The organism is Acinetobacter sp. 778_lipA (assembly GCF_058242985.1).
Genome location: NZ_JBZAYT010000001.1, coordinates 3228353 through 3251021, shown reverse-complemented (window position 1 = coordinate 3251021; position 22669 = coordinate 3228353). Strand labels below are relative to the sequence as shown.

The 22669-nt window shown below is 38.9% G+C and carries 17 protein-coding genes and 2 pseudogenes; 10 read left to right on the top strand and 9 right to left on the bottom strand.

Going from position 1 to position 22669, the window contains the following annotated elements; all coding sequences use genetic code 11:
• Positions 1–122 precede the first annotated feature (122 nt).
• The 5 genes from AC4CUY_RS15420 to AC4CUY_RS15400 all read left to right on the top strand — a co-directional run bounded on the left by AC4CUY_RS15420 (position 123) and on the right by AC4CUY_RS15400 (position 9217).
• Positions 123–2735 carry a TonB-dependent receptor gene (locus AC4CUY_RS15420; protein ID WP_490774362.1) on the top strand — a complete coding sequence of 871 codons (2613 nt, stop codon included), beginning with the start codon at positions 123–125 and terminating at the stop codon, positions 2733–2735.
• Positions 2736–2998: 263 nt separating this feature from the next.
• Positions 2999–5326, top strand: coding sequence for a TonB-dependent receptor (locus AC4CUY_RS15415; RefSeq protein WP_490774361.1), 2328 nt, complete (start codon positions 2999–3001; stop codon positions 5324–5326).
• Positions 5327–5343: 17 nt separating this feature from the next.
• Positions 5344–6537, top strand: a complete 1194-nt coding sequence (locus AC4CUY_RS15410) for an LLM class flavin-dependent oxidoreductase (RefSeq protein ID WP_490774360.1) — start codon at positions 5344–5346, stop codon at positions 6535–6537.
• A gap of 401 nt (positions 6538–6938) precedes the next feature.
• Complete coding sequence (locus AC4CUY_RS15405; RefSeq protein ID WP_336951882.1) at positions 6939–7769, top strand: alpha/beta fold hydrolase; 831 nt, start codon at positions 6939–6941, stop codon at positions 7767–7769.
• A 209-nt stretch (positions 7770–7978) separates the two neighbouring features.
• On the top strand, positions 7979–9217 hold the full coding sequence (locus tag AC4CUY_RS15400) for an NADH:flavin oxidoreductase/NADH oxidase family protein (protein WP_490774359.1): 1239 nt from the start codon (positions 7979–7981) through the stop codon (positions 9215–9217).
• 251 nt (positions 9218–9468) lie between these two features.
• On the opposite strand, the pseudogene AC4CUY_RS15395 reads toward AC4CUY_RS15400, so the two are convergent.
• A pseudogene (locus AC4CUY_RS15395) lies at positions 9469–9882 on the bottom strand (MerR family transcriptional regulator).
• A gap of 91 nt (positions 9883–9973) precedes the next feature.
• On the opposite strand from AC4CUY_RS15395, the gene AC4CUY_RS15390 reads away from it, so the two are divergent.
• Positions 9974–10672 carry a type 1 glutamine amidotransferase domain-containing protein gene (locus AC4CUY_RS15390; RefSeq protein WP_336951880.1) on the top strand — a complete coding sequence of 233 codons (699 nt, stop codon included), beginning with the start codon at positions 9974–9976 and terminating at the stop codon, positions 10670–10672.
• Positions 10673–10746: 74 nt separating this feature from the next.
• Here the strand turns inward: AC4CUY_RS15390 and AC4CUY_RS15385 are convergent, their stop codons facing one another.
• The 3 genes from AC4CUY_RS15385 to folE2 are packed head-to-tail and all read right to left on the bottom strand — an operon-like array spanning position 10747 to position 13605.
• The gene (locus AC4CUY_RS15385) at positions 10747–12102 is read right to left on the bottom strand and encodes a dihydroorotase (protein ID WP_490774358.1); all 1356 of its coding nucleotides are present in this window, start codon (positions 12100–12102) and stop codon (positions 10747–10749) included.
• Complete coding sequence (locus tag AC4CUY_RS15380) at positions 12092–12652, bottom strand: gamma carbonic anhydrase family protein (RefSeq protein WP_336951878.1); 561 nt, start codon at positions 12650–12652, stop codon at positions 12092–12094. The genes AC4CUY_RS15385 and AC4CUY_RS15380 overlap by 11 nt, the downstream gene beginning before the upstream one ends.
• A 50-nt stretch (positions 12653–12702) precedes the next feature.
• A complete protein-coding gene (gene folE2 / locus AC4CUY_RS15375) occupies positions 12703–13605 on the bottom strand; it encodes a GTP cyclohydrolase FolE2 (protein WP_336951877.1) in 903 nt (300 codons plus the stop codon).
• A 110-nt stretch (positions 13606–13715) separates the two neighbouring features.
• Here folE2 and AC4CUY_RS15370 point away from each other — a divergent pair, with 110 nt between their 5' ends.
• On the top strand, positions 13716–14474 hold the full coding sequence (locus AC4CUY_RS15370) for a peptidase M15 (RefSeq protein WP_419327127.1): 759 nt from the start codon (positions 13716–13718) through the stop codon (positions 14472–14474).
• Between the two features lie 305 nt (positions 14475–14779).
• Entirely contained in the window at positions 14780–16006 is a 1227-nt protein-coding gene (gene zigA / locus AC4CUY_RS15365; RefSeq protein ID WP_336952135.1) for a zinc metallochaperone GTPase ZigA, read from the top strand.
• 97 nt (positions 16007–16103) lie between these two features.
• On the opposite strand, the gene AC4CUY_RS15360 is transcribed toward zigA, so the two are convergent.
• The 3 genes from AC4CUY_RS15360 to AC4CUY_RS15350 form a co-directional block, all read right to left on the bottom strand.
• On the bottom strand, positions 16104–18344 hold the full coding sequence (locus AC4CUY_RS15360) for a TonB-dependent siderophore receptor (protein ID WP_490774674.1): 2241 nt from the start codon (positions 18342–18344) through the stop codon (positions 16104–16106).
• Positions 18345–18624: 280 nt separating this feature from the next.
• A complete protein-coding gene (locus tag AC4CUY_RS15355) occupies positions 18625–18813 on the bottom strand; it encodes a hypothetical protein (protein ID WP_262086650.1) in 189 nt (62 codons plus the stop codon).
• A 196-nt stretch (positions 18814–19009) separates the two neighbouring features.
• Entirely contained in the window at positions 19010–19588 is a 579-nt protein-coding gene (locus AC4CUY_RS15350) for a DJ-1/PfpI family protein (RefSeq protein ID WP_419327128.1), read from the bottom strand.
• Positions 19589–19737: 149 nt separating this feature from the next.
• Between AC4CUY_RS15350 and AC4CUY_RS15345 the strand changes: the two genes are divergently transcribed.
• Positions 19738–20211, top strand: coding sequence for a hypothetical protein (locus AC4CUY_RS15345; protein WP_336951874.1), 474 nt, complete (start codon positions 19738–19740; stop codon positions 20209–20211).
• 160 nt (positions 20212–20371) lie between these two features.
• Here the strand turns inward: AC4CUY_RS15345 and AC4CUY_RS15340 are convergent, their stop codons facing one another.
• Both AC4CUY_RS15340 and AC4CUY_RS15335 read right to left on the bottom strand, forming a co-directional pair.
• Positions 20372–20890 (bottom strand): chromate transporter, encoded by a 519-nt coding sequence (locus tag AC4CUY_RS15340; RefSeq protein WP_004823357.1) that lies wholly within the window; start codon positions 20888–20890, stop codon positions 20372–20374.
• Between the two features lie 6 nt (positions 20891–20896).
• Positions 20897–21478: a chromate transporter gene (locus tag AC4CUY_RS15335; RefSeq protein WP_419327129.1), complete on the bottom strand. Its 582-nt coding sequence runs from the start codon at positions 21476–21478 to the stop codon at positions 20897–20899.
• A 164-nt stretch (positions 21479–21642) separates the two neighbouring features.
• On the opposite strand from AC4CUY_RS15335, the pseudogene AC4CUY_RS15330 reads away from it, so the two are divergent.
• Positions 21643–22526, top strand: a pseudogene (locus AC4CUY_RS15330) (LysR family transcriptional regulator).
• Positions 22527–22669: the final 143 nt, after the last annotated feature.

Here is a 22669-nt window from a genome sequence, read left to right as displayed (position 1 = left end):
GTATATCAATGAAGGCTATTTAAAATTAATAAAAATCAATGTCTTATATTTGAGTTTTGCCTATTTAAAGATTGGCATAGGCTTTGCGTAACGCAGTGTAAATTTATTTTACTGAGTGTGATATGAAACAGAACTTTCAATTACAGCCACTGGTGATTGCGCTAGGGCTATTTGGGGCAATTTTTCCATGCGCTATTTTTGCTGAAGAAACCTTAGAGCAAGCCAAGGATTCTGATGGTGATGTAATTACCTTAGCTGATGTTGTGGTGACAGGGGCAAATAAAAAAGCCACCATTCTTCCCAAGCGTAAAGTCACTTCGATTTATGGAACGGATAGTTCTGTGCTAGATACCCCACGTGTCGTTTCACAAGTATCAGAACAACAGTTTCGTGAAGATGTTATTCGTAGTGCAGATGATTTGGTTAAGTATGCTCCAAGTATCACCAGAGGAGGTGGGCAAAATGCCAATTTCGCGCCACAAATACGAGGTCAAAACTCCGAAGTTTTTCAAGATAGCCAACGAATATACAGTACCCGACATCCGACCAATTTAAATGCCTATGAAGCTGCTGATATTGTTGCGGGACCAACGGGAGTAATTTTTGCACCGACCTCAGGTTCAGGGGGATATATTAATTATCTCACCAAAAAACCGAATTTTAATAAAGCACAAACTACGATTTCGGGATCAGTGGGTTCAATTTATGCAGGGCAAGGTGCTGAGCCTAATTTCTCAGTCAGTATTGATCATACTGCACCTATTTCTAAAGAATTGGCATTTCGTGTCAGTGCAACAGCACAACGAACAGATGACTATTATGACAATGTAAAAAATAATTTTAATGCATTTTATGGTGCTTTGGCTTGGCGTCCAGATGACAGTCTGCGGGTTGACTGGAATATCAGTTATGACGATTATTCAGATTTTAATGTGACGCATGGTTGGAACAGAGCGACACAACAATCCGTTGATCAAGGGCTTTACTATAAAGGCAGAGCGACCCCGATTATTCAAAACGGTTCAAACTTTTGGTCTCCAGTCTTTGAGTCTGGTGCAGCTCACTCTAAAGTGATTGGTTGGCAAACTCGGCAGAAGAATGACAAAAATCAATATATTGCTGTAGGTCCAGTACAGACTTCTCCTTTGCCAAGTTCTACTGCTGATCAAGCGGGTACAATTCGAGGCTGGGTCTATGATCCATCAATCGCAGGCAATGGCTTAGTCAAATTAGATGATGATGTTTCTGGTCGGAGCGAAGATAAAAACAGTGCAAAGCGCTTTAGTACACAATTTAAACTGGTCAAAGATATCAATGAAAATTGGTCTGTGGCCAATAGTACGCTATATCAAAAGAGTCGTGATTTGGGTGATTCTGTTGGGAGTTTCTTTACCGATTTGGACCATGAATTATTGGATAACCGCTTAGAGTTTTTAGGCGATCATGACTTTGAGCTATTGGGTGTCAAAATCAACAATAAAAGCAGTACAGGTGGCGCTTATCGGCATGAGAAATTTACCTCTCTCGCAGCAAACAATAGTTTTAATATCAATCCTTATGATTTAACCAATGATCCATCACAGAAAAACCCTGGAGATTTATTGGGGTTGGTCAATCATGGTGGTTCGACTGGAAGCTGGATTGGGCAGGCTGGTGTTCCACAGTATTCGCAGTATTTTGGCTATTTAAATCTACCTCGAATGTACCCTGTGGGTCATGGCTTATATGCTGAAAAAGGCGGTTTTCCTCCCAATGGAGGTGGAGCAGTTTATACAGGAACAGGCTTTTGGGACACTTACAGCGTATTTACACAGCAAAATTTTACCTTTAATGATGGTTTTGGGATTAATCTGGGAATTAACCACAGTTCTATAAAAGCAAAATTAGAGAATCCACTGGTTTTAGTCCCTACAGATGTCCGCTCAGATTCCAATAAATACAGTTTACTCAGCTATCAAGCCAGTACCTTTATTAAACCTACTGAAAAAAGTACCCTATATTTTACTTATGATAAAAGTACAGCTTTGAATACGGGTGTATTTGGTCCATTTTTAATTTGGGGCGCTGTAAATCAGCTAAATCCTTTGGCTTTTGACAGCCAAAGTGAATTAAAAGAAGTGGGAGTGAAATACGAGCCGATCACTGATCAACTTCTGTTAACGCTCAGTGGTTTTGAACAGAAGCGCGATTTATCACCTGATACCAATGGCAATATGGCGCGTTTTGAAATTAAAGGCCTTGAATCATCATTACGTTGGCAGCTACAAAAAAATATCGCGATCGGGGCAAACTTAACCTATCTCAATGCTGAATATTCTTCCATTATTCCGGCTGGTTTTTCACCTTTTGGTTTCCATGCAGACAATGCGACGGTATGGGGCGATAGCAATGCTTTAAACCAACGCAAAGCTGGACGTTATGATGCAGCAGGCATTCCTAAATATTCTGCAAGTGCTTATGTGGACTATCAGCACCAGTCAGGTTTTGGGCTAAACTTATCGGGCTGGTGGACAAGTAACTGGTATACCAATTTAAGTCAGACCGTAAAGGTACCCAATAATTATAATTTAGATTTGGGACTTTATTATCGTCAACCGCAGTGGACAGTGGGCTTAAATATTCTTAATTTGACCAATGAGCGTAATTTCGTAAATGGTTTAGCTGGTGCAAATAGCGAGTTTTTACAGCCAATGCGTCCATTGACGGTACAAGGACAATTTAGCTATAAATTCTAAATTAAACAGATTTTTATTTTTGATTGCATTAGCCATACTTTTGTATGGCTTTTTTATAAATTTATTCTTAGTAGATATCATTAAAAATAAAAAACAGCAAAATGTTGAAATAACAACAATACGACAATTAAAAATGTCTATCTATCAGCAAAAATAAATAATTTTTTTATGATTTTTTATATAACACTTTGAAAATATTTAAATAAATAGAATGGCACAAAAGTTGCCAATAACAAGAATAGATTTATTTAAATGGAGTCACCATGTTTAAGGTTACAAAAATTAGGCAGAGTATTTTAACTGCTATGTGGGGCGTAACGGCGAGTTTTTCAACACTGGCTATTGCAAATGAAGAGATCGAGACTACACCAGCACAACAAGCACAGGTTGAAAAAGCCAAAGATGTCAAAAAATTAAGTGATGTGATCGTTACTGCACAATATCGGGCGCAAAATATTCAGAAAGTTCCAACTGCAATTACTGCTGTTTCGGGTAAGGACTTGGCTGCGAAAGGCTCTACTTTTATTGGGGATGTTTTAACCTATACACCAAATGCTGCAGCTGAAAACCCAGATGGGGATAGTCGTCCACGTTGGTATATTCGTGGTCTAGGTACGGGAGATGTGGCTGCATCGACAGTATTTCCTGTTGGCGTGTATGCAGATGGGGTTTATTTAAATGCGCCAGTTGCAGGTGCAGGTGACTTGTTTGATTTAGAGCGTATAGAAGTTTTACGTGGTCCACAAGGTACGCTCTATGGGAAAAACACCACTGCGGGTGCAGTCAATTATATTTCTAAAAAGCCTAATTTTTCAGATAAACCCAATGGATATGCAACCATTGGTTTAGGGGATCATAACCTGCGAACATTTGAAGGTGCTGCAAACGGCAAAATTTCGGAAAATGTTGCGGTGCGCGGGGCTTTTTACTCTGAAGACCGTGACGGATATGCAAAGAATATTGCCAATGGTGAAGATTATGGCAACGTGGATAAAAAATCTTTTCGCTTCCAAGTGCTAGGCAAAATCAATGATGAATGGGATGCTTTGGTCAATCTACACAGCCAAACTTATAATGGTTTAGGCAGTAATGGTTCCTTAAGCGTGGGTAAATATTGGGGTATTTATGAAAGACCTAAAGGGCGAGACACCAATTTAGATTTAGACGAAAACAATAAGATTCAGCATGATGGTGCTTCATTAACCTTAACTGGAGATTTGGGGGGCGGATATAGCTTTACTTCGATTACTGCTTTTGATAAGACCACACAAAAGTCGATTTCAGATGGTGATTACACCCCTTATGATGTCGCACGAAGCTATAGTGATAACGAATGGCGTCAATATAGCCAAGAGTTCCGTATCGCTTCTGATGCTGAAAAACGCTTAAGTTGGATTGCAGGATTTCATTATTTCAATGAGGATTTAGATTCCACTGGAGTCAGTGCACGTGTCAATAAAACATTGCCAAATGGCGCTGCTTCTCAAACTGCGTCTACGCCAGCATTTAGAGATATAACCTATAACCAAGCCACTCAAAGCTTTGCACTTTTTGGTAACAGTACCTATAAATTTACAGATAAATTTAAAGTGACAGGTGGTTTACGTTGGACCAGTGAAGAAAAAGATATTGATCTCAATCTGACTCAGATCACAACAGGAGACTATACAAAAGGCAGTTGGTGGAAAAAAGATGGCTATAGCCATGCAGTTTATAACCCAACTCCAAATGCAAATGGGTCAACAAGTCGCAATAAAACTTGGAATGAGTTGACCTATGACATCACCCCAGAATATGAAATTAATCCTAATTTAAATACTTATTTTAGATTCGCACGCGGTTTCCGCTCAGGTGGATTTAACACTGGTTTATCCAGCAGTTTAACCCAACTTGCCGACGTGAATCCTGAATACTTAAATAGTTATGAACTTGGTTTAAAGTCTACGTTATTGGACGGAGATTTAATCGCAAATGCCAATATCTTTTACTATGACTATAAAGATATTCAAACCAATTTACTGGTTGCAACAGAGGGACAAGGTGGCGGTGTGACCTCTGTTCTCGCCAATGGACCAAAAGCTGAAGTTAAAGGTGCTGAATTAGAATTAGATTATTCAGTGACTGAAAATCTACGTTTACGATTTGCTGGTGCTTATCTTGACAGCGAATATACCGATTTCGTCGATAAAAACCCAGTAACCAATGTGGTTAATGCAGATAATACAGGCAACAGTCTAGTCCGTTCGCCAAAATACACCGTCGGTCTGGGAGGAGAATATACTTTTAATCTCAATGACGGTGCTCGTGTTGTTGTAGGTACAGATGCCAGCTACCGTGATCGTGAATTTTTCCTCGTAAACCGTCAAGACTATTCGGTAGATCCAATCTTAAGCCAAAAAGCATATACCTTATGGAATGCCAATGTTGGCTACCATAGCGCTAATAATAAATACCAAATCAATGCCTATGTTAAAAACCTATTGAATGAAGAATATCAAGTACATGGTCGTCCCAATGGACCCGCTGGACAATATGTTCTAACTTATGGAAACCCACGCCAAGTTGGTGTTTCTCTTACTGCTAAATTCTAAGTTATACGGAGAACCTCATGGGAATTGAATTTTTTACCCGTCTACCACTACACGGTGAAGCAGAGTACTTAGCAGGCGATCCAAGGAATCGTGGTGATTGGTCACGTGTGGCGGGTGTAGAGAATACTGGTGCGACATCAAACTACCAAGTTGGTGATGACTTTACCTATATCGACTATCTTAGCCAAGTGGCTCGAGCGGCTGAAATCAACGCTTTTGCAGGTGCGCTGATGGTGAATGCACCTACAGGTGAAGAACCATGGACAGTGTGTTCCTTATTGGCAAGAGAAACCAAACGCTTGAACTTTGTGACTGCATTCCAGCCTTATCATTTTAGTCCTTATAATGCAGTACAAAGTGCAGCAACGTATCAGCGCGCGACTGGGAATCGTTTGGTCTGGAATATTATCAATGGCGGCTCTGAGGTCATTCAGCGCCAAGTTGGAGATGTTACCCCACACGATGACCGTTATATCCGTGCGACTGAATTTTTAGATGTGGTGAAAGGGTATTGGTATAACGAATCATTCCATTACCAGGGCAAATATTATTCTGCAGAAGGTGGCGGTTTAAAATATCCTTTGAATAAAGCTGAACTACCGATCATTTGTACGGCAGGATCATCTGAAGCTGCCCGTGAGTTTGGTGCAAAGCATGCTGATTATTATTTAATGCGTGCTGAAAAACCCAGTGAAATTGCCGAATTGATTGCAGATGTGCGTAAACGTGCCGCAAGATATGGGCGAGATAATATTAAATTTGGCTTATCCATTGATACGATTGCACGCCGTAGCGAACAAGAAGCTTTGGCAGAGGCACAACGCTATTTGGATGAAGCTGCTGAAAAACAACGCTTACATGCGTCTGCTGCACATGCAGGTTTGAGATCGGCGCGTGTATTGAGTTTTGAAAAAGAATACAGTGAAAAAGCAGGCAGTAAAAACGTTGATGATTTCTTTATCCATCCCAATGTTTGGTCAGGCTTTGGCTATATTGGCATTCCACCCGGTGTTGCTTTAGTGGGAAGTTATTCGCAGATTATCGAGCGGATTCAAGAATATAATAGTATTGGGATTGATCTGTTTTTCTTGGCGGGCTATCCACATTTAGAAGAAGCTTATCGCCTTGGCGAACATGTTTTACCTTATTTCAAAAAACAGCGTCAGGCATTACAGCGTATTTCTGAAGAGGCAAAATATCGTATCGCCTAACTTCCATTGCAAGATGTTAAAGCCAAGATTTTTAAGCCAGTCTTGGCTTTTTTATATTCATTTTTATACCGATAAAAAATACTGTGGGTTGTCGTTGAAACTTTGAACAGAAAATTTGTAATGGTTTAAATTATGTAACGACATAAAGCCTCAACAATCTTGAATAAAAAATAAAGCTGTTTTCTTTCAATGATAAATACTGATATTTGCGTGTTTTTATTTTTTATAGATTTACATTTCTGCTATCAGAAAATCACCAAAAGCATTGACCTTAAAGTTAACTTTAATCCTAGTATAGAATGACGGTCCATACGAATCGTATCAAACATTGTAATTTATTGACATTAATGAGAACAGCAATAAGTTATTCAAAGTGTAAATCATACATAGGAGAAATTAACATGGCATATGTTACGACAAAAGATGGTGTTGATATTTTTTATAAAGATTGGGGACCGAAAGATGCCCCAGTATTATTTTTTCATCATGGATGGCCATTAAGCTCAGACGACTGGGATTCTCAGTTATTGTTTTTTTTAAATGAAGGTTTTCGTGTAGTTGCACATGATCGTCGCGGACATGGACGTTCAAGTCAAGTATGGGATGGTCATGATATGGACCACTATGCCGATGATGTTGCAGAAGTGGTCAGACACTTGGGTATTAAAAATGCAGTGCATATTGGACATTCTACTGGTGGTGGTGAGGTTGCTCACTACATCGCACGTCATGGTGAGGAAAATGTATCAAAGGCCGTATTGGTCAGTGCTGTACCTCCAATTATGGTGAAAACGGAAAAAAATCCGCAAGGCTTAGCCAAAGAAGTCTTTGATGACTTACAGAATCAGCTCTTTAAAAATCGTGCTCAGTTTTATCATGATCTACCAGCGGGGCCATTCTATGGCTTTAACCGACCAGATGCTCAACCTTCGGAACCCATCGTATTGAATTGGTGGCGTCAGGGCATGATGGGTGGAGCAAAAGCGCATTATGATGGAATTGTTGCATTTTCACAGACTGACTTTACCGAAGATTTGAAAAAAATCTCAGTGCCTGTTTTAGTCATGCATGGAGATGATGATCAAATTGTACCTTATGAAAACTCAGGGGTACTTTCTGCCAAACTGGTTCAAAATGGCCGGTTAAAAACCTATAAAGGATATTCACATGGTATGTTAACCATTAATGCAGATGTGATTAATCCAGATTTGTTGGCGTTTATTCGCGAGTGAACAGTTGTCGTTTGATTTAAAAACAGAATATTAATAGGGGCCTTGCGGCCTCTATTTTTTTGCTATTAAAGCATTGAACCATTTTATTCTGATGTAAGTCTTTAAATAAAATTAGTTCTTAAAATAATAAAAATTAAATGCAAAAAAAGGATTGACATTAAAGTGAGCTTTAATCTTAAAGTAAGTCCATACTCTATGAGGCTATAAAAATGAACGTCTTTGAAAAATTAGTTTTACCTAATGGTACTCAGATTCCAAATCGTATTGCAAAAGCTGCGATGGAAGAGAATATGGCAGATCTCAATCATGCACCATCAGAAGAGCTTATGCATTTGTATCAGGCATGGGCAGATGGTGGGGTCGGTTTAATCATTACCGGTAATGTGATGGTGGATCGTCGTGCGATGACAGGACCGGGTGGGGTGGTCTTGGAAGATGAACAGCATTTAGCGCACTTCAAACGTTGGGCTCAAATCGCACGTTCTCAAGGCGCGCAAGCATGGTTGCAGATCAACCATCCAGGTCGCCAAATGCAGTCAAATTTAGGTCAGTCAACGTGGGCACCTTCTGCTGTGGCTTTAGATTTAGGTAAAATGTCAGATCGTTTTAATACTCCAATTGAAATGACTCAGGCCATGATTGACGAAGTGATTCAACGTTTTGCCCATACCGCATATTTGGGTGAAAAAGCGGGATTTACCGGTGTAGAAATTCATGCAGCTCATGGCTATCTACTCAGTCAGTTCCTTTCGCCTTTAAGCAACCAACGTCAAGATCAATGGGGCGGTTCATTGGAAAATCGTGCGCGTATTTTGATTGAGATCGTCAAAGCAGTACGTGCGGTGGTGTCATCAACATTTACAGTTGCTGTTAAACTGAATTCTGCAGATTTCCAACGTGGTGGTTTTAGTGCTGAAGATGCTCAGCAAGTAGTTAAAATGTTAAATGATCTGTCGGTTGATTTGGTTGAATTGTCAGGGGGGAGTTATGAAGCACCTGCTATGCAAGGCCAAGCCAGAGATGGACGGACTTTGGCACGTGAAGCTTATTTCTTAGAATTTGCTCAAGAGATTGGCAAGGTTGCCCATATGCCGATTATGGTGACTGGTGGTATTCGCCGTAAACCCGTTGCAGAACAAGTCCTTGACAGTGGGATCGATATGGTAGGAATTGCAACAGGCTTGGCAATCGAACCTAACTTACCCAACAAATGGAGACAAGGTCAGAATATCGCACCTGAATTGAAACCGATTCGCTGGGAAAATAAAACATTAGCTTCACTTGCCAATATGGCAACAGTTAAATTCCAGTTACGGAAACTCAGCCATGGGAAAACACCGAATCCTAAAGTTTCACCTTTATGGGCCTTGATATTACAACAAACAGAAACGACATGCCGCACACGTCAGTATAAAAAACGTATGCATCAGTATTCACCTTCAGCTTAAGTACAGTGCTTTGTTTAGATATTGGATTTGATCTGACAGATTGTACTACAGCTGTGGCTCGAAGAGGATTTACCAGATGTTTAGGTATGATCACTCATTAAAAGTAATGATGAGAATACTGATCAAACAGTTTTGCAGACTTCAATATTTGAAAATCATAGATCACATATCAATGACCTATGCACAATCCTGAGCTTAAAGTGAGATTTAAGCTCAATCGCTTTTATGATTTTCCGATAACATGGAAATTTTTAACATTTATCATTGGCATAATAGAGATTCAGTAAACGGTTGGCGTTTTCTTCACAGGCGATTTCGTCAGGCTTACTATTGATTGCAGTGATCATGCTGCCTAGGTTTTGCTTACTGATCAACAACTTTTGTTCTAGATCTTCAATGTCTTTGATTTTACTTTCGAGTAATCCAATTAGAATATCCTGATTCCATTTGCCTACATTTGAAGGCAGGTAAGCTTTGATTTTAGTCAATGAAAATTCAACTTGTTGAGTTTGCTAAATTAGAAATAATTGTTTTAGGTCATTGTCGCTATATTTATATTAAGCATTAGATTTACGTTTTGCTTTAGGAAATATTTTGATTTGTTCATAATAACGAACCGTTGGGGTACTCAAATCACTCTGTTTGGATAACTCGCTAAGATTCATTTTACTGATTTCCACTTGACATTAAAGTTAACTTTAGGCTTATAGTAAGCTAAAAGAAAGATCAGAAATAACTTAAAAGCTGAGGCTAATCATGTCGAAACGTATATTACACATTGTGACGAACATCGCTGAATATAATCAGATAAAGCGACCTACAGGATTATGGTTAGGTGAATTAACCCATGCTTATGATGAGTTCGAAAAGTACAATTATATTCAAGATATTGTTAGTCCTTTAGGTGGAAACTCTCCTATTGAGCCAAAATCGTTAGAACGTTTTGTTACCGATGAATCGGTATTAAAACGGAAAAATGATCCAGGATTTATGCGGCTTCTTGAGAATACCAAAAAGCCTTCAGAGATCAATTGGCAAGATTATGATGTGATTTACTATACTGGTGGTCATGGGGTGATGTGGGACTTCTTAGACAATCCTGAGCTACAAGAAATCACTAAAAATATTTATGAAAAAGGCGCTATTGTTTCCAGTGTATGCCATGGCTATTGTGGGCTGCTCAATGTACGACTTTCAAATGGTCAATATCTGATTGATGGTAAGAAGTTGACGGGTTTTGCATGGCTTGAGGAAGTCGTTGCAGGAGTTGCAAAAATTGTTCCTTATAATGCAGAAAATTTGGCCAAAGAACATGGTGCAAATTATGATAAGAGAGTTATTCCCTTCGCACCTTATGTGGTAAGAGATAAAAACTTAATCACAGGACAAAATCCATTTTCTGCACGTCGTACGGCTTTAGCCATCATCGATGCTTTAGAAAATCAAGCAACTTAAACACTTAATAAGTCTAGACAATTGGGCATCCTTAACTTAGATAAAAACCACGTCAGTAATTTTTATTTGCTAATTTAACGGTCAATTTCTAGTTGCTGTCCCTGACAATTCAAAAACAGTTGTTGTTGATGCCAAGCAAGTTGTCCAGAAACAATTGTAGTGCTGACTTCATAAGCAAGTGTTTTATGTATAAATGGTGTCCAATTGCATTTCATATAGTTTTTTTGATCTTTCACTGCAATGTGCTGTTGATTTTCTTTAAGAATCACTAAATCAGCCCAGTAACCTTCTCGAATATAACCACGGTCTTTGATCCTAAATAAGTCTGCCACTTGATGAGCAGTTTTTTGAACCAGTGTTTCAATACTCAGGTTACCTGCTGCAACTAGCTCCATCAGTGCAGGCAACGCATGTTGTACTAAAGGTAGGCCAGAAGGGGCATAAAAATATGATTGATGTTTTTCATCCCAAGTATGTGGTGCGTGGTCAGTACCAATAATATCCAACCGATTACTGTTGGCAAGGGCATTAATCAAAGCATCTTTATCTTGCTGGGTTTTAATGGCGGGATTACATTTAATTAAGTGACCCAAAGTAGCATAATCGGCATCATCAAAACTGAGATGATGGATACACACTTCTGCTGTGATATGTTTTCGATTTAAAGGCAGATTTTTAAACAAACACAGTTCTTTCGCGGTGGTGATATGTAAAACATGCAACTGTGTGGCATATTTCTCGGCCAAAGATACCGCTAATTTTGAGCTTTCAAAGCAAACATGTTTATTTCTAATCTGAGCATGAATTTCAGCTGGAATATTTTCCCCATATTTTTGAAAATAGAAATTTTCTTCGGCTTTAATGGCAGGGGTAAACTCGCAATGGGTCAATAAAACTGTTGGAACATTTGCAAATAAACGTTCCAAAACTTTAGGGTCATCGACGAGCATATCACCCGTAGAAGCACCCATAAAAACTTTAACACCACTGATTGATTTAGGATCAAGTTGTTCAATAATATCTAAATTATGCGCACTGACTCCAAAATGGAAAGCATAATTGGCCCGACTATGTTGTTTTGCAATCTGCTTTTTCTGGGTCAAAGCTTCTACAGTTAAGGTGGCTGGATTGGTGTTTGGCATATCCATGTAGCTAGTAATTCCACCAATCGTTGCTGCCATTGATTCCGAAGCAATATTGCCTTTATGCGCTGCGCCGGGATCTCTAAAATGAACTTGGTCATCAATCATGCCGGGAATTAGCCACGAACCTTCAGCCTCTATATTTTTCGCAGGATAAGCCCCTGTAATATTAGGATGAATCTTTTCAATCCGTCCATGTCGAATCAGTACATCGGAATAATACTGCTTGCCTTCATTGACAATATTGGCATTACGAATAATAAGATTGGGCGAATTTTTAAAACTCATTGTGCAATGCCTTATAGCCTTGAACCAGTTTGATATTGGTGCTGACAACGCTTTCTGAAAACTCACTGATTGAAATATCAATGGGTGGAAATTGCTTTAAATCAGTTTTAGGGTTGATATAACTCATTGCAGGTACATAAAAATGATCGGGTAAATCACGACCATCAACCACGGCATTGTGACGAATCGCGCTGTGATGACCCACTTTGCAGTTAAATAACACACTGTTAAAGCCAACAAAAACATGATGTCCAATTTCACAGGGACCATGAATAATAGAGCGATGTGCGATTGAAGAATTTTCACCAATGCTCACTGCTGCCCCGGCTTTGGAGTGAATCACGACACCATCTTGAATATTGGAATTTGCACCAATAATGATGGGTTCCATATCACCTGCGTCATTGGTTTCATCTGCTCTGATCACTGCATAAGGACCAATAAAGACATTGGCATGGATAATGACTTTTCCACAAATAATTGCGGTTTGGTCAACATAGGCTGATTGATTTATAACAGGGAGATCACCAGATGGGTTTTTTCTAAGCATGACTAGACCATTTTAAATAAGTTAAACAATGAGGGAGGGAAGATAAGGCATTACCATTGCCAGGCACCCTGAGCAACTGCATCATGGGCATGTAAACTTTCCGCATGAATCACCTTAAAGTTAAAGCCTAGAATACTGGGATGATGGATAAATGTGGTATACAAGCGTCTTAAGGCATCTTCACAAAACATCAGGTTTTGACCATTTGCAATAGCAAAGGCTTGTTCATCAATACGTTTTACCGCCGTTTGTACGGGTGTCATCAAGGCTTGTTCAGCCTGATTAATAAATAAAATCAGTGGAATATACTGAATGTTTTGATCTAATTTGAAATTTAACTGAGCAAAACTTCTTTGGCTGTGAGGCGTTGCTGCAATTGCATCTGTGCTATTTAGCCAACTGAGGATTTCTTGCGGGTCTAACTGAATTTCATGATTTTCCAATGCGGTTGCAAATCTTTGTTGGATGATATTTCTGGCAAGTGCTGCGGAACAAGGACAAGTAGATGAATAGGGAATTTCGATTTTTAATTCAGCATAAAAATCATCTTTTAAAAGCTGACAGGACAACACAAAAGGATAGCTTTTCCAGCCAGACAATTGGCTGACTAAGGCAGGGCGCTCGATATAAAGCTCACTATGAATTTCGATTTTGGCATGTGCTGATAAATCTTTATGGCTGGCTAAGAAATCCAATAAAGCATCTTTAATATCAAGTAGAGCTAGATTTTTGATCGTGCTCAATTTCAAAAGTCGCGTATACAAGCGCGACATATGAATACCTTTGGCAAACACATCATCCAAACTGACATAAGCATTCACTTGGCTTTGACAAAGACTATTTTCTAGATAAAGCGGAAGCGCGATTTTTTCCATACCGACCCAATCGAGCGGGTAGTGATAGCTTCTTGTGAGTGAGGATTCAGCAGAAACATCTGGAAGAACAAGATTCATAGGGGGAATAGCTTAAGTTGAAATAGATATTGTTATGTTATAACATAACAATATTAATCAACACTACTCATCTGAGTTAAATTTACGCTATGAGATCATTGCAAATTGAGATGAACAAAAAATATTTGATCGGATTCATACTCTGCCTTTCTGCATGTAGTCAAAATAACTCAAATACAATGCATGCTATGCGTACAGTTCAGCAAACGTCACCACAAGTGCCATTAAAAGCAGACTTTCCTCAGCAGCAAGGTATTTTAAAACAAGAGAAAAATCTGCCGCCTGCTTATTTAAAATGGCTCAGTGAGCCGACAAATGCTGAAAGCGTTCAGGCTTATCAGCGCTTTTTAAAGCAACAAGGTATTTCTGCTTATGTTCCTATTTTTGAATTTTTACAAACAGCCAGAGATTGGCAACAATGTGATGCATCTGAATTTGAAGTTCCGCCACAAGAGCTGTGGGGCAATATTGTGCCAACATTAAAAATTTTAAATCTTCTTGTGGATGAAAAAATTTTAACCCAGTTTAGCGTGACTTCTGTCTATCGAAATTTCAAGCTTAATCAGTGTGCAAAAGGCGCTGCTTCCTCCAAACATATTTTTAATGCCGCATTAGATTTTCGTATCGGTGATGAAAATCCGGACTTAAACCAACAGCTGATGATTCAAGAGCGCAAAGCAAAATTATGTCAATTTTGGCTGGATTCTGGTGAGGAACTTCACATGGGCTTAGGCGTCTATGCATCAGGACAGATTCATATTGATAGTGCAGGTTTTCGTACTTGGGGTGCAGACCATCGCTATAGCTCATCACCATGTATCAATAACGCTTTAATTGGCAACAATAAAAAAGTGAGTGAATCGCCATGAAGTCAAATTTCATCCGTGACATCAGACAACTTTTAATACGAGAAATTCAAGCGACACATGTTTATCCGCTATTAAATAATCTTAATCCTGATGTTTTTCAATCCTCAGCTTAGATTTATAGGATCTGGAAAAACGCTGTAATCATCACCGAATGATTAAAACCGAATCATCAAATTGCAGTGTTGAAAATGTATGTGCAAGCACAGCTAAAATTTAACTCTAAAGCGATCTGTTTGGAGTTATTCAGTCAGTATTTTCATGTCGATCTCGATATGAAAACACAAAAATATAAAGTGAGAATGCCAATGAATACTCTTTTAGCCACTCCGCAAAAACTTCCCGTCACCGTGCTTTCTGGATTCTTAGGGGCTGGAAAGACCACCTTACTCAATCATATCTTAAACAATCGTGAAGACCGAAAAATTGCAGTGATTGTGAATGATATGTCGGAGGTCAATATTGATGCCGCTTTAGTTCGAGAGGGCGGTGCTGAGCTTTCAAGAACGGATGAAAAGTTAGTTGAAATGAGTAATGGTTGTATTTGTTGTACTTTAAGAGAAGACCTACTGGTTGAAGTACGTCGTTTAGCACAGGATCAGCGCTTTGATCAATTGGTGATTGAATCTACAGGGATCTCTGAACCACTCCCTGTTGCAGAGACGTTTACCTTTGAAGATGAAAATGGGATTTCTCTCAATGAGTTTGCCCGCTTAGATACAATGGTGACTGTGGTCGATGCTTATAACTTTTTAAAAGATTATAGTTCGCTGGATAGCTTACAAGCGCGCGGTGAATCATTAGGTGAACAAGATGAGCGAAATGTTGTTGATCTACTGATTGATCAAATTGAGTTTTGTGACGTGATTGTATTGAATAAAACAGATTTGATTGATCAAGACGAGCTGGAAAAATTATTTGGAATTTTGCAGTCTTTAAACCCAAGAGCAAAAATTGAAGTTTCTGCGTTTGGCAAGGTGAATCTTGATCGGGTGTTAAATACCCAGCTATTTGATTTTAACGAAGCGGCACAAGCTCCGGGTTGGTTAAAGGAATTAAGAGGTGAGCATACGCCTGAAACAGAGCAATATGGAATCAATAATTTTGTTTATCGAGCGCGCAGACCTTTTCACCCACAACGGTTTTTTGATTTTATCAACTCCGAATGGAAAGGCGTAATCCGTTCCAAAGGCTTTTTTTGGTTAGCCTCAAATCCCGAGTTTGCTGGATCTTGGTCTCAAGCAGGGGCGATGGCACGCCATGGTGTTGCTGGATATTGGTGGGCAGCAGTGCCAGACGAACATTGGCCTACGGATCAACAAAGTCGAGATGCAATTCAACAAAGCTGGGATGCTCAAACAGGTGATGCACGACAAGAAATCGTGTTGATTGGGATGCAGATGGATCAATCTGAACTTATTCGTCAATTTGATAATTGTTTATTAAACGATGATGAAATGGCGTTAGGCGCAGAAAAATGGCAAGAGTTTGAAAATCCTTTTAGTGGGTGGACTGATTCTATTATTAGCCATTAATTCATTATGATCCGTTCAATTCAGCCAAAGCATCGCTGAGAATACTTGCAAGCATGAGCGCTTTTAATCATATGCTCATGCTTGGCTTTATATTTTATTAAAATTTCGCTCTTAAGGTGAAAGTCACATTCCGTGGTTCTCCCCAATAAACACCATTATAGAAACCTACATTTAAATAGTATTTTTCATCAAATAAGTTGTTGATATTCACACTTGCAGTCAGCTCATCACTTAACTTATAACTGGCAAAAGCATTGGCCAATACATAGGCCTTTTGTGTGACTACACCACCGTTATAGGCATTTGCAGGAGCTCCCCCCCATTTTTGTGAGATTTCACTTTGCCAATTCAATCCACCACCTAATGTTAGCTTTTCTGAACCTGTCCAAAGATTTTCTGGAAGAGTAATACTACTAAATAACTTTACTTGGTTTTGAGGAATATTGCTTAGAGCATTGGCGTTTGCAGAACTTACACTATTGACATAGGTATAGCCGAAACTAACATTCCAATTTTCCTGTATCTTTCCTATGGCTTCTAACTCAAACCCATTAACTTTCAGTCCTTTGCCCGATGATATATATGCAGTATCCATCTCATCTACTTTTGGAATAGTGCCATTTTTTACACCTTCACGATATTCAACATCTTCTACAGCAAGGTCTTTGACACTTGACCAAAATAAAGCAGCACTGGTCAATAACTTACCATCCAATAGATCTGCTTTAATCCCTAGCTCAGTGGTGCTTCCCATTTCAGGGTCTAGATAATCGCCGAAACGATCTCGTCTAGTGGATGGATTAAATACATTGGTGTAGCTGGTATAGGCCGTATAAGTATCATTAATATCGTACAAAATCCCTGCATAAGGCACCAATTGATCAAAGTTACGTGGCTTTGTAGGAGAAACTGGGGCATTAGGATCCCACTTGTTAACTTTATAGTCATATGAGCTATAACGTGCGCCCAAAATTAACTTAAGCGGGTCAGCTAGATTTAAACGTAAAGTCGAATATACCCCGTAAAGCTCTGTGGTATTGGTACTTCCAGCTCCGGTTTTCTCATAGGTTGGTTTTGCAATATTACCTGTCCAATTACGATAATCAGGTATAGCTGCTGGATACTCGACATTGCTTTTTACACTCAATGAGGTACTTTCACTTTTAAAACCACTATAGCCAATAATTAAATCATGTTGGCGATTTAACAACTGAAATGGTCCTGTGGCATACAAATCGATATTGAGCTTTTTACTTTCAGCATAAGGGCTAACACTGGTCCATAAACTTAAGCCTTTCCCTGTCTTTGGGTCTGGAAAGCCACTACCACCATAAGCCACCATCCAACTATTATCTGAGGTACTGTGGGCAATCGCTGCTTTAACCAGCCAGTCATTGGCAAAATTATGTTCAAGATCGGCAAAAACGGTTTTATCAGTATTGGCAATTGAACTCCAGTCCGCAGATAAACTAAAGTTTCGCGGAAAATTTGCTTTGCTTCCATCAGCATTGAAATATGGTACTGTTCCCCACGTTGAGCCTTTAGGATCGTTGTCTTGATATTGAAATCCTACTGAGGCTGTTGTTGTTGGGGTTAAATCTGCACTGATGATTCCCATTGCGGCTGTTGACTTGAGCTTATAACGATCCATATAGGATTCTTTATCGGTATACGCTGCCATGAATCGACTTCGGACACTGCCATCTTGAGTCAGTGGAATGGATACATCTGCTTCAACACGGGTATTGTCCCATGAGCCATAAGTTGAGCTGACATTGCCCTTAAACTCTTTTTCAGGACGCTTACGCACCATATTGATGGTTGCAGAAGGGCTGCCTGTTGAACCAGTTAAGCCAGAAGCACCTTTGATCACTTCAACTCGGTCAAAGAAAAAACTATCAAAGCGGGGAGCATTGTCTCCTACAGGCATACCATCAATTTGCCTATTGGTAATTTGAAAACCACGGGAATAGTAGTTAGAACGTTCACTGTCATTTTTAGTGGCGGTAACACCTGGTGTTGCGGCAAGAACATCATCCAGAATGGTCAGCCCGCGTTGTTCAATTTGTTCACGGGTGACCACGCTTACAGATTGTGGTGTTTCTTTTAAAGATAATTTTAATTTTGATGAGCTTCTTGAGGACTTTGCTTTAAAACTTCCGCTTCCCTCAGTTTTTTCATCCTGAGCATCTGCTTTAACTGTAATGGTTGGGAGTACAGAAGTATTCGCTTCATCACTTTTTTGCTCTTGTGCAAAAGCACTATGGGAAATAGCGCTGCAAATAAGAATTGATTTTATTGCAATGTTTAATGCCGTTTGTTTACGTAGATTGTCCATAAGAATAGAAATTAGTAAATAAGAATCATTATTATTATCAATTAACATACAAAAAGATACAAATAAAACATAATTTTTAAACTTTTTTATGGATGATATAAATGCAAAATTTAGATGGGGTTTTGAATTGAAGTGTATGATTTTGATTTATAAATTATCAAATATTGGTTGTGTTTGAGTGTAATTTTACACTAATAAATTGTAAAATATGAAACCTATATTTTATTTATCACAGTGATTAATTATGGACTGAGCCTTATCCTGATTCCGAATTGAAAGCTTATATCTTTTTCCATTGTCGATTTTCTTCTGAGAAATTAACCAGAAACGAAACACCTGACTCATCACCAACAAGATATGAGGATGGATTCACCATCAGTACCTTTAATAAAGTCCCTGTTTTAATGGTAATTGGTTCTAAATTATCTTTATTTAAGGTAACGGGTTGGAGTAATTCAATGATTTCCACTTTTATACTAACCTATTGTTTGAACATAAAATTCTATAAATAATTATTGCACAGCGCAAAGCGCTTTGCTGAGATACAGCGTTAAAAAACGCAACATTGATAGGTCTTTATGTAGCCTAAACATTTTTAAAGTTTCACTGTTGTATAAAGCTAAGTTTTCTCTCAGCGGAAAACTTAGCTTAGACAGTTTTAAATTTTATAAAGTAATCGTTGCACCAAGCGCTTTAACAAATTGGGCTAACCAAGCAGGATGTGCTGGCCATGCTGGCGCTGTTACCAGGTGTCCATCTGTGACTGCTTCAGTGACTGCAATATCTGCATATTGCCCGCCTGCTAGTTTAACTTCTGAGGCACATGCAGGATAAGCGGAACATAAGCGTCCTTTTAATACATCGGCTGCGGCAAGCAGTTGTGCGCCATGGCAAACAGCGGCAATTGGTTTTTTAATCGCATCAAATTCACGAACAATTTCAATTACTCGGTCATTCATACGTAAATATTCAGGTGCACGGCCACCCGGAATCACTAATCCTACGTAGTTGTCGCTGTTGACTTGGTTAAAGTCATAGTTAATTGCAAAGTTGTGACCACGTTTTTCGCTATAGGTTTGCTCACCTTCAAAATCATGAATCGCTGTTGCAATTGTATCGCCAGCTTTTTTATCAGGGCAGACTGCATGAACACTATAGCCTAATCCAGTGAGGAACTGAAAAGGAACCATGGCTTCATAATCTTCTACATAATCACCCACTAACATTAGAATTTGTTTAGACATTTTTACACCTTTTGTTTAAATTTTATGATTTATTTCATGTAAAATAGCATGCTCTAGTTGCAGTTTTAAGTTGAATTTATACGGCTTTAGTCTTAATTTAACAGACTTAACTGTAATAAAAATTGTATTCAGTGATGAATGAGAAAAATATGAAAAAGTATCTATTGGGTTTAGTGATCGCGACTGCTGCTATGAGCAACCATGCTGCAGTAGAAGAAACAGTGTATAGAGGAATGGGCGAGGCATCTGCACAGTTTCCGAGCTTTAAAAAGATGCAAAAGCAGGGGATAATCAATAAAAAACCGGATATTTCAAGAAATGACTATAATGATGTATATAAATTAAAAAAACCGCTTCAATTTATGGGGCAAACAGTTGCACTCCTATCAGACGAATATATGACACAGTATGCTGGTTGTTGTGTCAGTGAGGGCTGGGGAGCTGTTTTAGCTAAAAAGAGTGATATGAAACTCTTGACTCAATTTGCCAAAACTAATCAGTGTTCGTTAAGCAAAGTAGAGTCAGATGCCAGTAATTATTATGGTTTTAAACTGAAAGCATTACCAACGGCAGAATATTATGAGCTTTCTTGTCGTGAACGTGATTTAGAAAACCAGCAGTAAAATAGATAAATTAAGCTATATAGAGCAGTCGCGATTTAAATCTCATATTATATTATAAATTTTCTCCCTCTTTGCTTTGTGTGATGCACTGCTTAGAGGGAGGAAGATGTCTTGTTTGAATTTTTATGAATGAACCTGTATAGGCGGTCTTAATCAATATCTATAGAATTAAAGCACCTGTACCAGCACCAATCACCATTAACCAAACTGGGTGAACGTTCTTAAACAGACTTAGGCAAATGGTGATGGCGACGATTGCAATCAGTAAAATATTTTGAGCAGAGGCTTGGGCAATAATCCAAGCACTGACTAAAACCAAACCGACTGTAATCGGTTTTAACGCCTTTTCAAATTTCGCCCGCAGTGGATGACTTTTAAAATTATTCCAAAATTTAAGTGCATAAATGGTGATGATTGAAGACGGACCAAACTTCGCAAAAGACGTCACGATCAGTCCCATTGGCCCAGCGACATGCCATCCCACTAAAGGAACAATCATCATGTTGGGACCGGGTGCAGCTTGCGCCATTGCAAACATAGAGCTGAATTGCTCAGCAGTCATCCATTGGTGAATCACAACCACCTGATGTTGCATTTCAGGTAAGATGGCATTCCCGCCACCAAAGGCCAATAAAGACAGTTGAGTAAACACTAAAGTCAGTGCGATGAGAACATACATCTTATTTTACTCCTGAGTCACTTTAGTTTGATTAAATGCTAAAACTGCCATATTCACGGTGACTAAAATCAACAGCGTCAGTGCCAAGGGCAATTTAATCAACAGCATAAAAATAATGGTCAAGATAATGGTGAAATAGGTCAGCTTACTTTTCATGATTGGTTTTAACATCTTAAAACCTGTAGCAAACAGTAGACCCGCAGCAGCGGCAGCTAAACCTTGAATCATGTGCTGCACCATTGGGATATCTTGAAAACTGCTGTATAACTGGTACAACGAGATAACAATAATGGTCGGGGCCAGCATAAGACCAAATACCGCACTCATCGCACCTTTTACACCAGCAAAATCATAACCAATTGCCACTGCCATATTTACAATATTTCCACCGGGTAAGATTTGGCAGACACCCAACAAGTCGGTAAATTTTTCAGATGTTAACCATTTCTGATCTTCTACAATTAAACGATGTGCGAGAGGGAGTACCCCACCAAATCCCATGAGGCCAAGTTTCATAAAGCCTAAAAATAATGCTTTGCAATTGGGTGTGGTCATGGATTGTTCCATTGGGATTGCTTCAGTATTCATTTAGACCTCTTCAATTTGCTGTGATGTACTTGGCTTGAATATGATTATCTGCTTGTTGAGTTATAAAGAAAAATGCTATTTTTGCTGTTATTCATACCTAAAAAGTATGCTTTAAACGTGAATTAGCACGATAAAAATGAAAAGATCGATATTGAGGCGAAAAGATGATTGATATTCATAAGCTTAATGCGTTTGTGGCTGTGGTTGAGGAAAGTAATATTTCTCGGGCAGCGTACTTCTGAATATGCAGCAACCGCCTTTAACACGGATTATCAAAAACTTAGAAGATGAATTAGACACAGATTTATTGAAGCGTTTACCGCGTGGCGTAGAAGCAACTGAAGCGGGTAAGGCCTTATACCAAGAGGCACTTACCATACTTGCGCATGCACAGGCTATTCCCAAACGCGTGCAAAATATTTCTAAAGGTTTGGAAGGGCAAATCAATATTGGTTTTACCAACTCAGTCGGCTTACATTCCTTTTTGCCTGCTTTACTGCGTAATTTTCGTGAAGTATTTTCAGCGGTATCTATTCATTTGGAAGAAGATGGCAGTAGCTCATTGATTGATTCGATTATCAATGAAAAGAATGACATCGTTTTTTTGCGTAAGCCTGCGCCGATTGGTTTGGGACTCACCAGTTTGCACGTACTTGATGAGGCTTTAATTGTGGCATTGCCCAATAACCATCCCTTAACCGAACATCCTGATGCCATCCAATTACTTGATTTAGAGCCTTATGATTTTGTACTGTATCGCCGTTTAGCAGGACAAGACTTGTTTGATAATATTTTGGCCAGCTGTTATCAGGCTGGGTTTAGTCCAAAGATCGTTCAAGAAGCTCCACGTTTAACGTCGAGTTTAAATTTGATTGCAGCAGGGATTGGTTTGTCGATTGTTCCAGAGGCCATTCGAGATTTTTGGAACAAGCAAATTATTTACAAAGCGCTTAAAGCGGATACGCCGTGTATTGCACCAATTTATGCAGTCTATAAGCAGGATGCTGAAAATATCCGTTTAAAACATATTTTAAATTTGCTCGCTTAATTTATAGGTTGACTTGCTAAAGCTTCAGCTAAATAAGTGGATTTATATATTTTGAATATTTGAGCTGTTCACTGTGATTAAAGATCTAGGTTAAGCTGTTTCGGAATATTTTATGCTTTGAAATTCTATCTTAAAAACAAAAT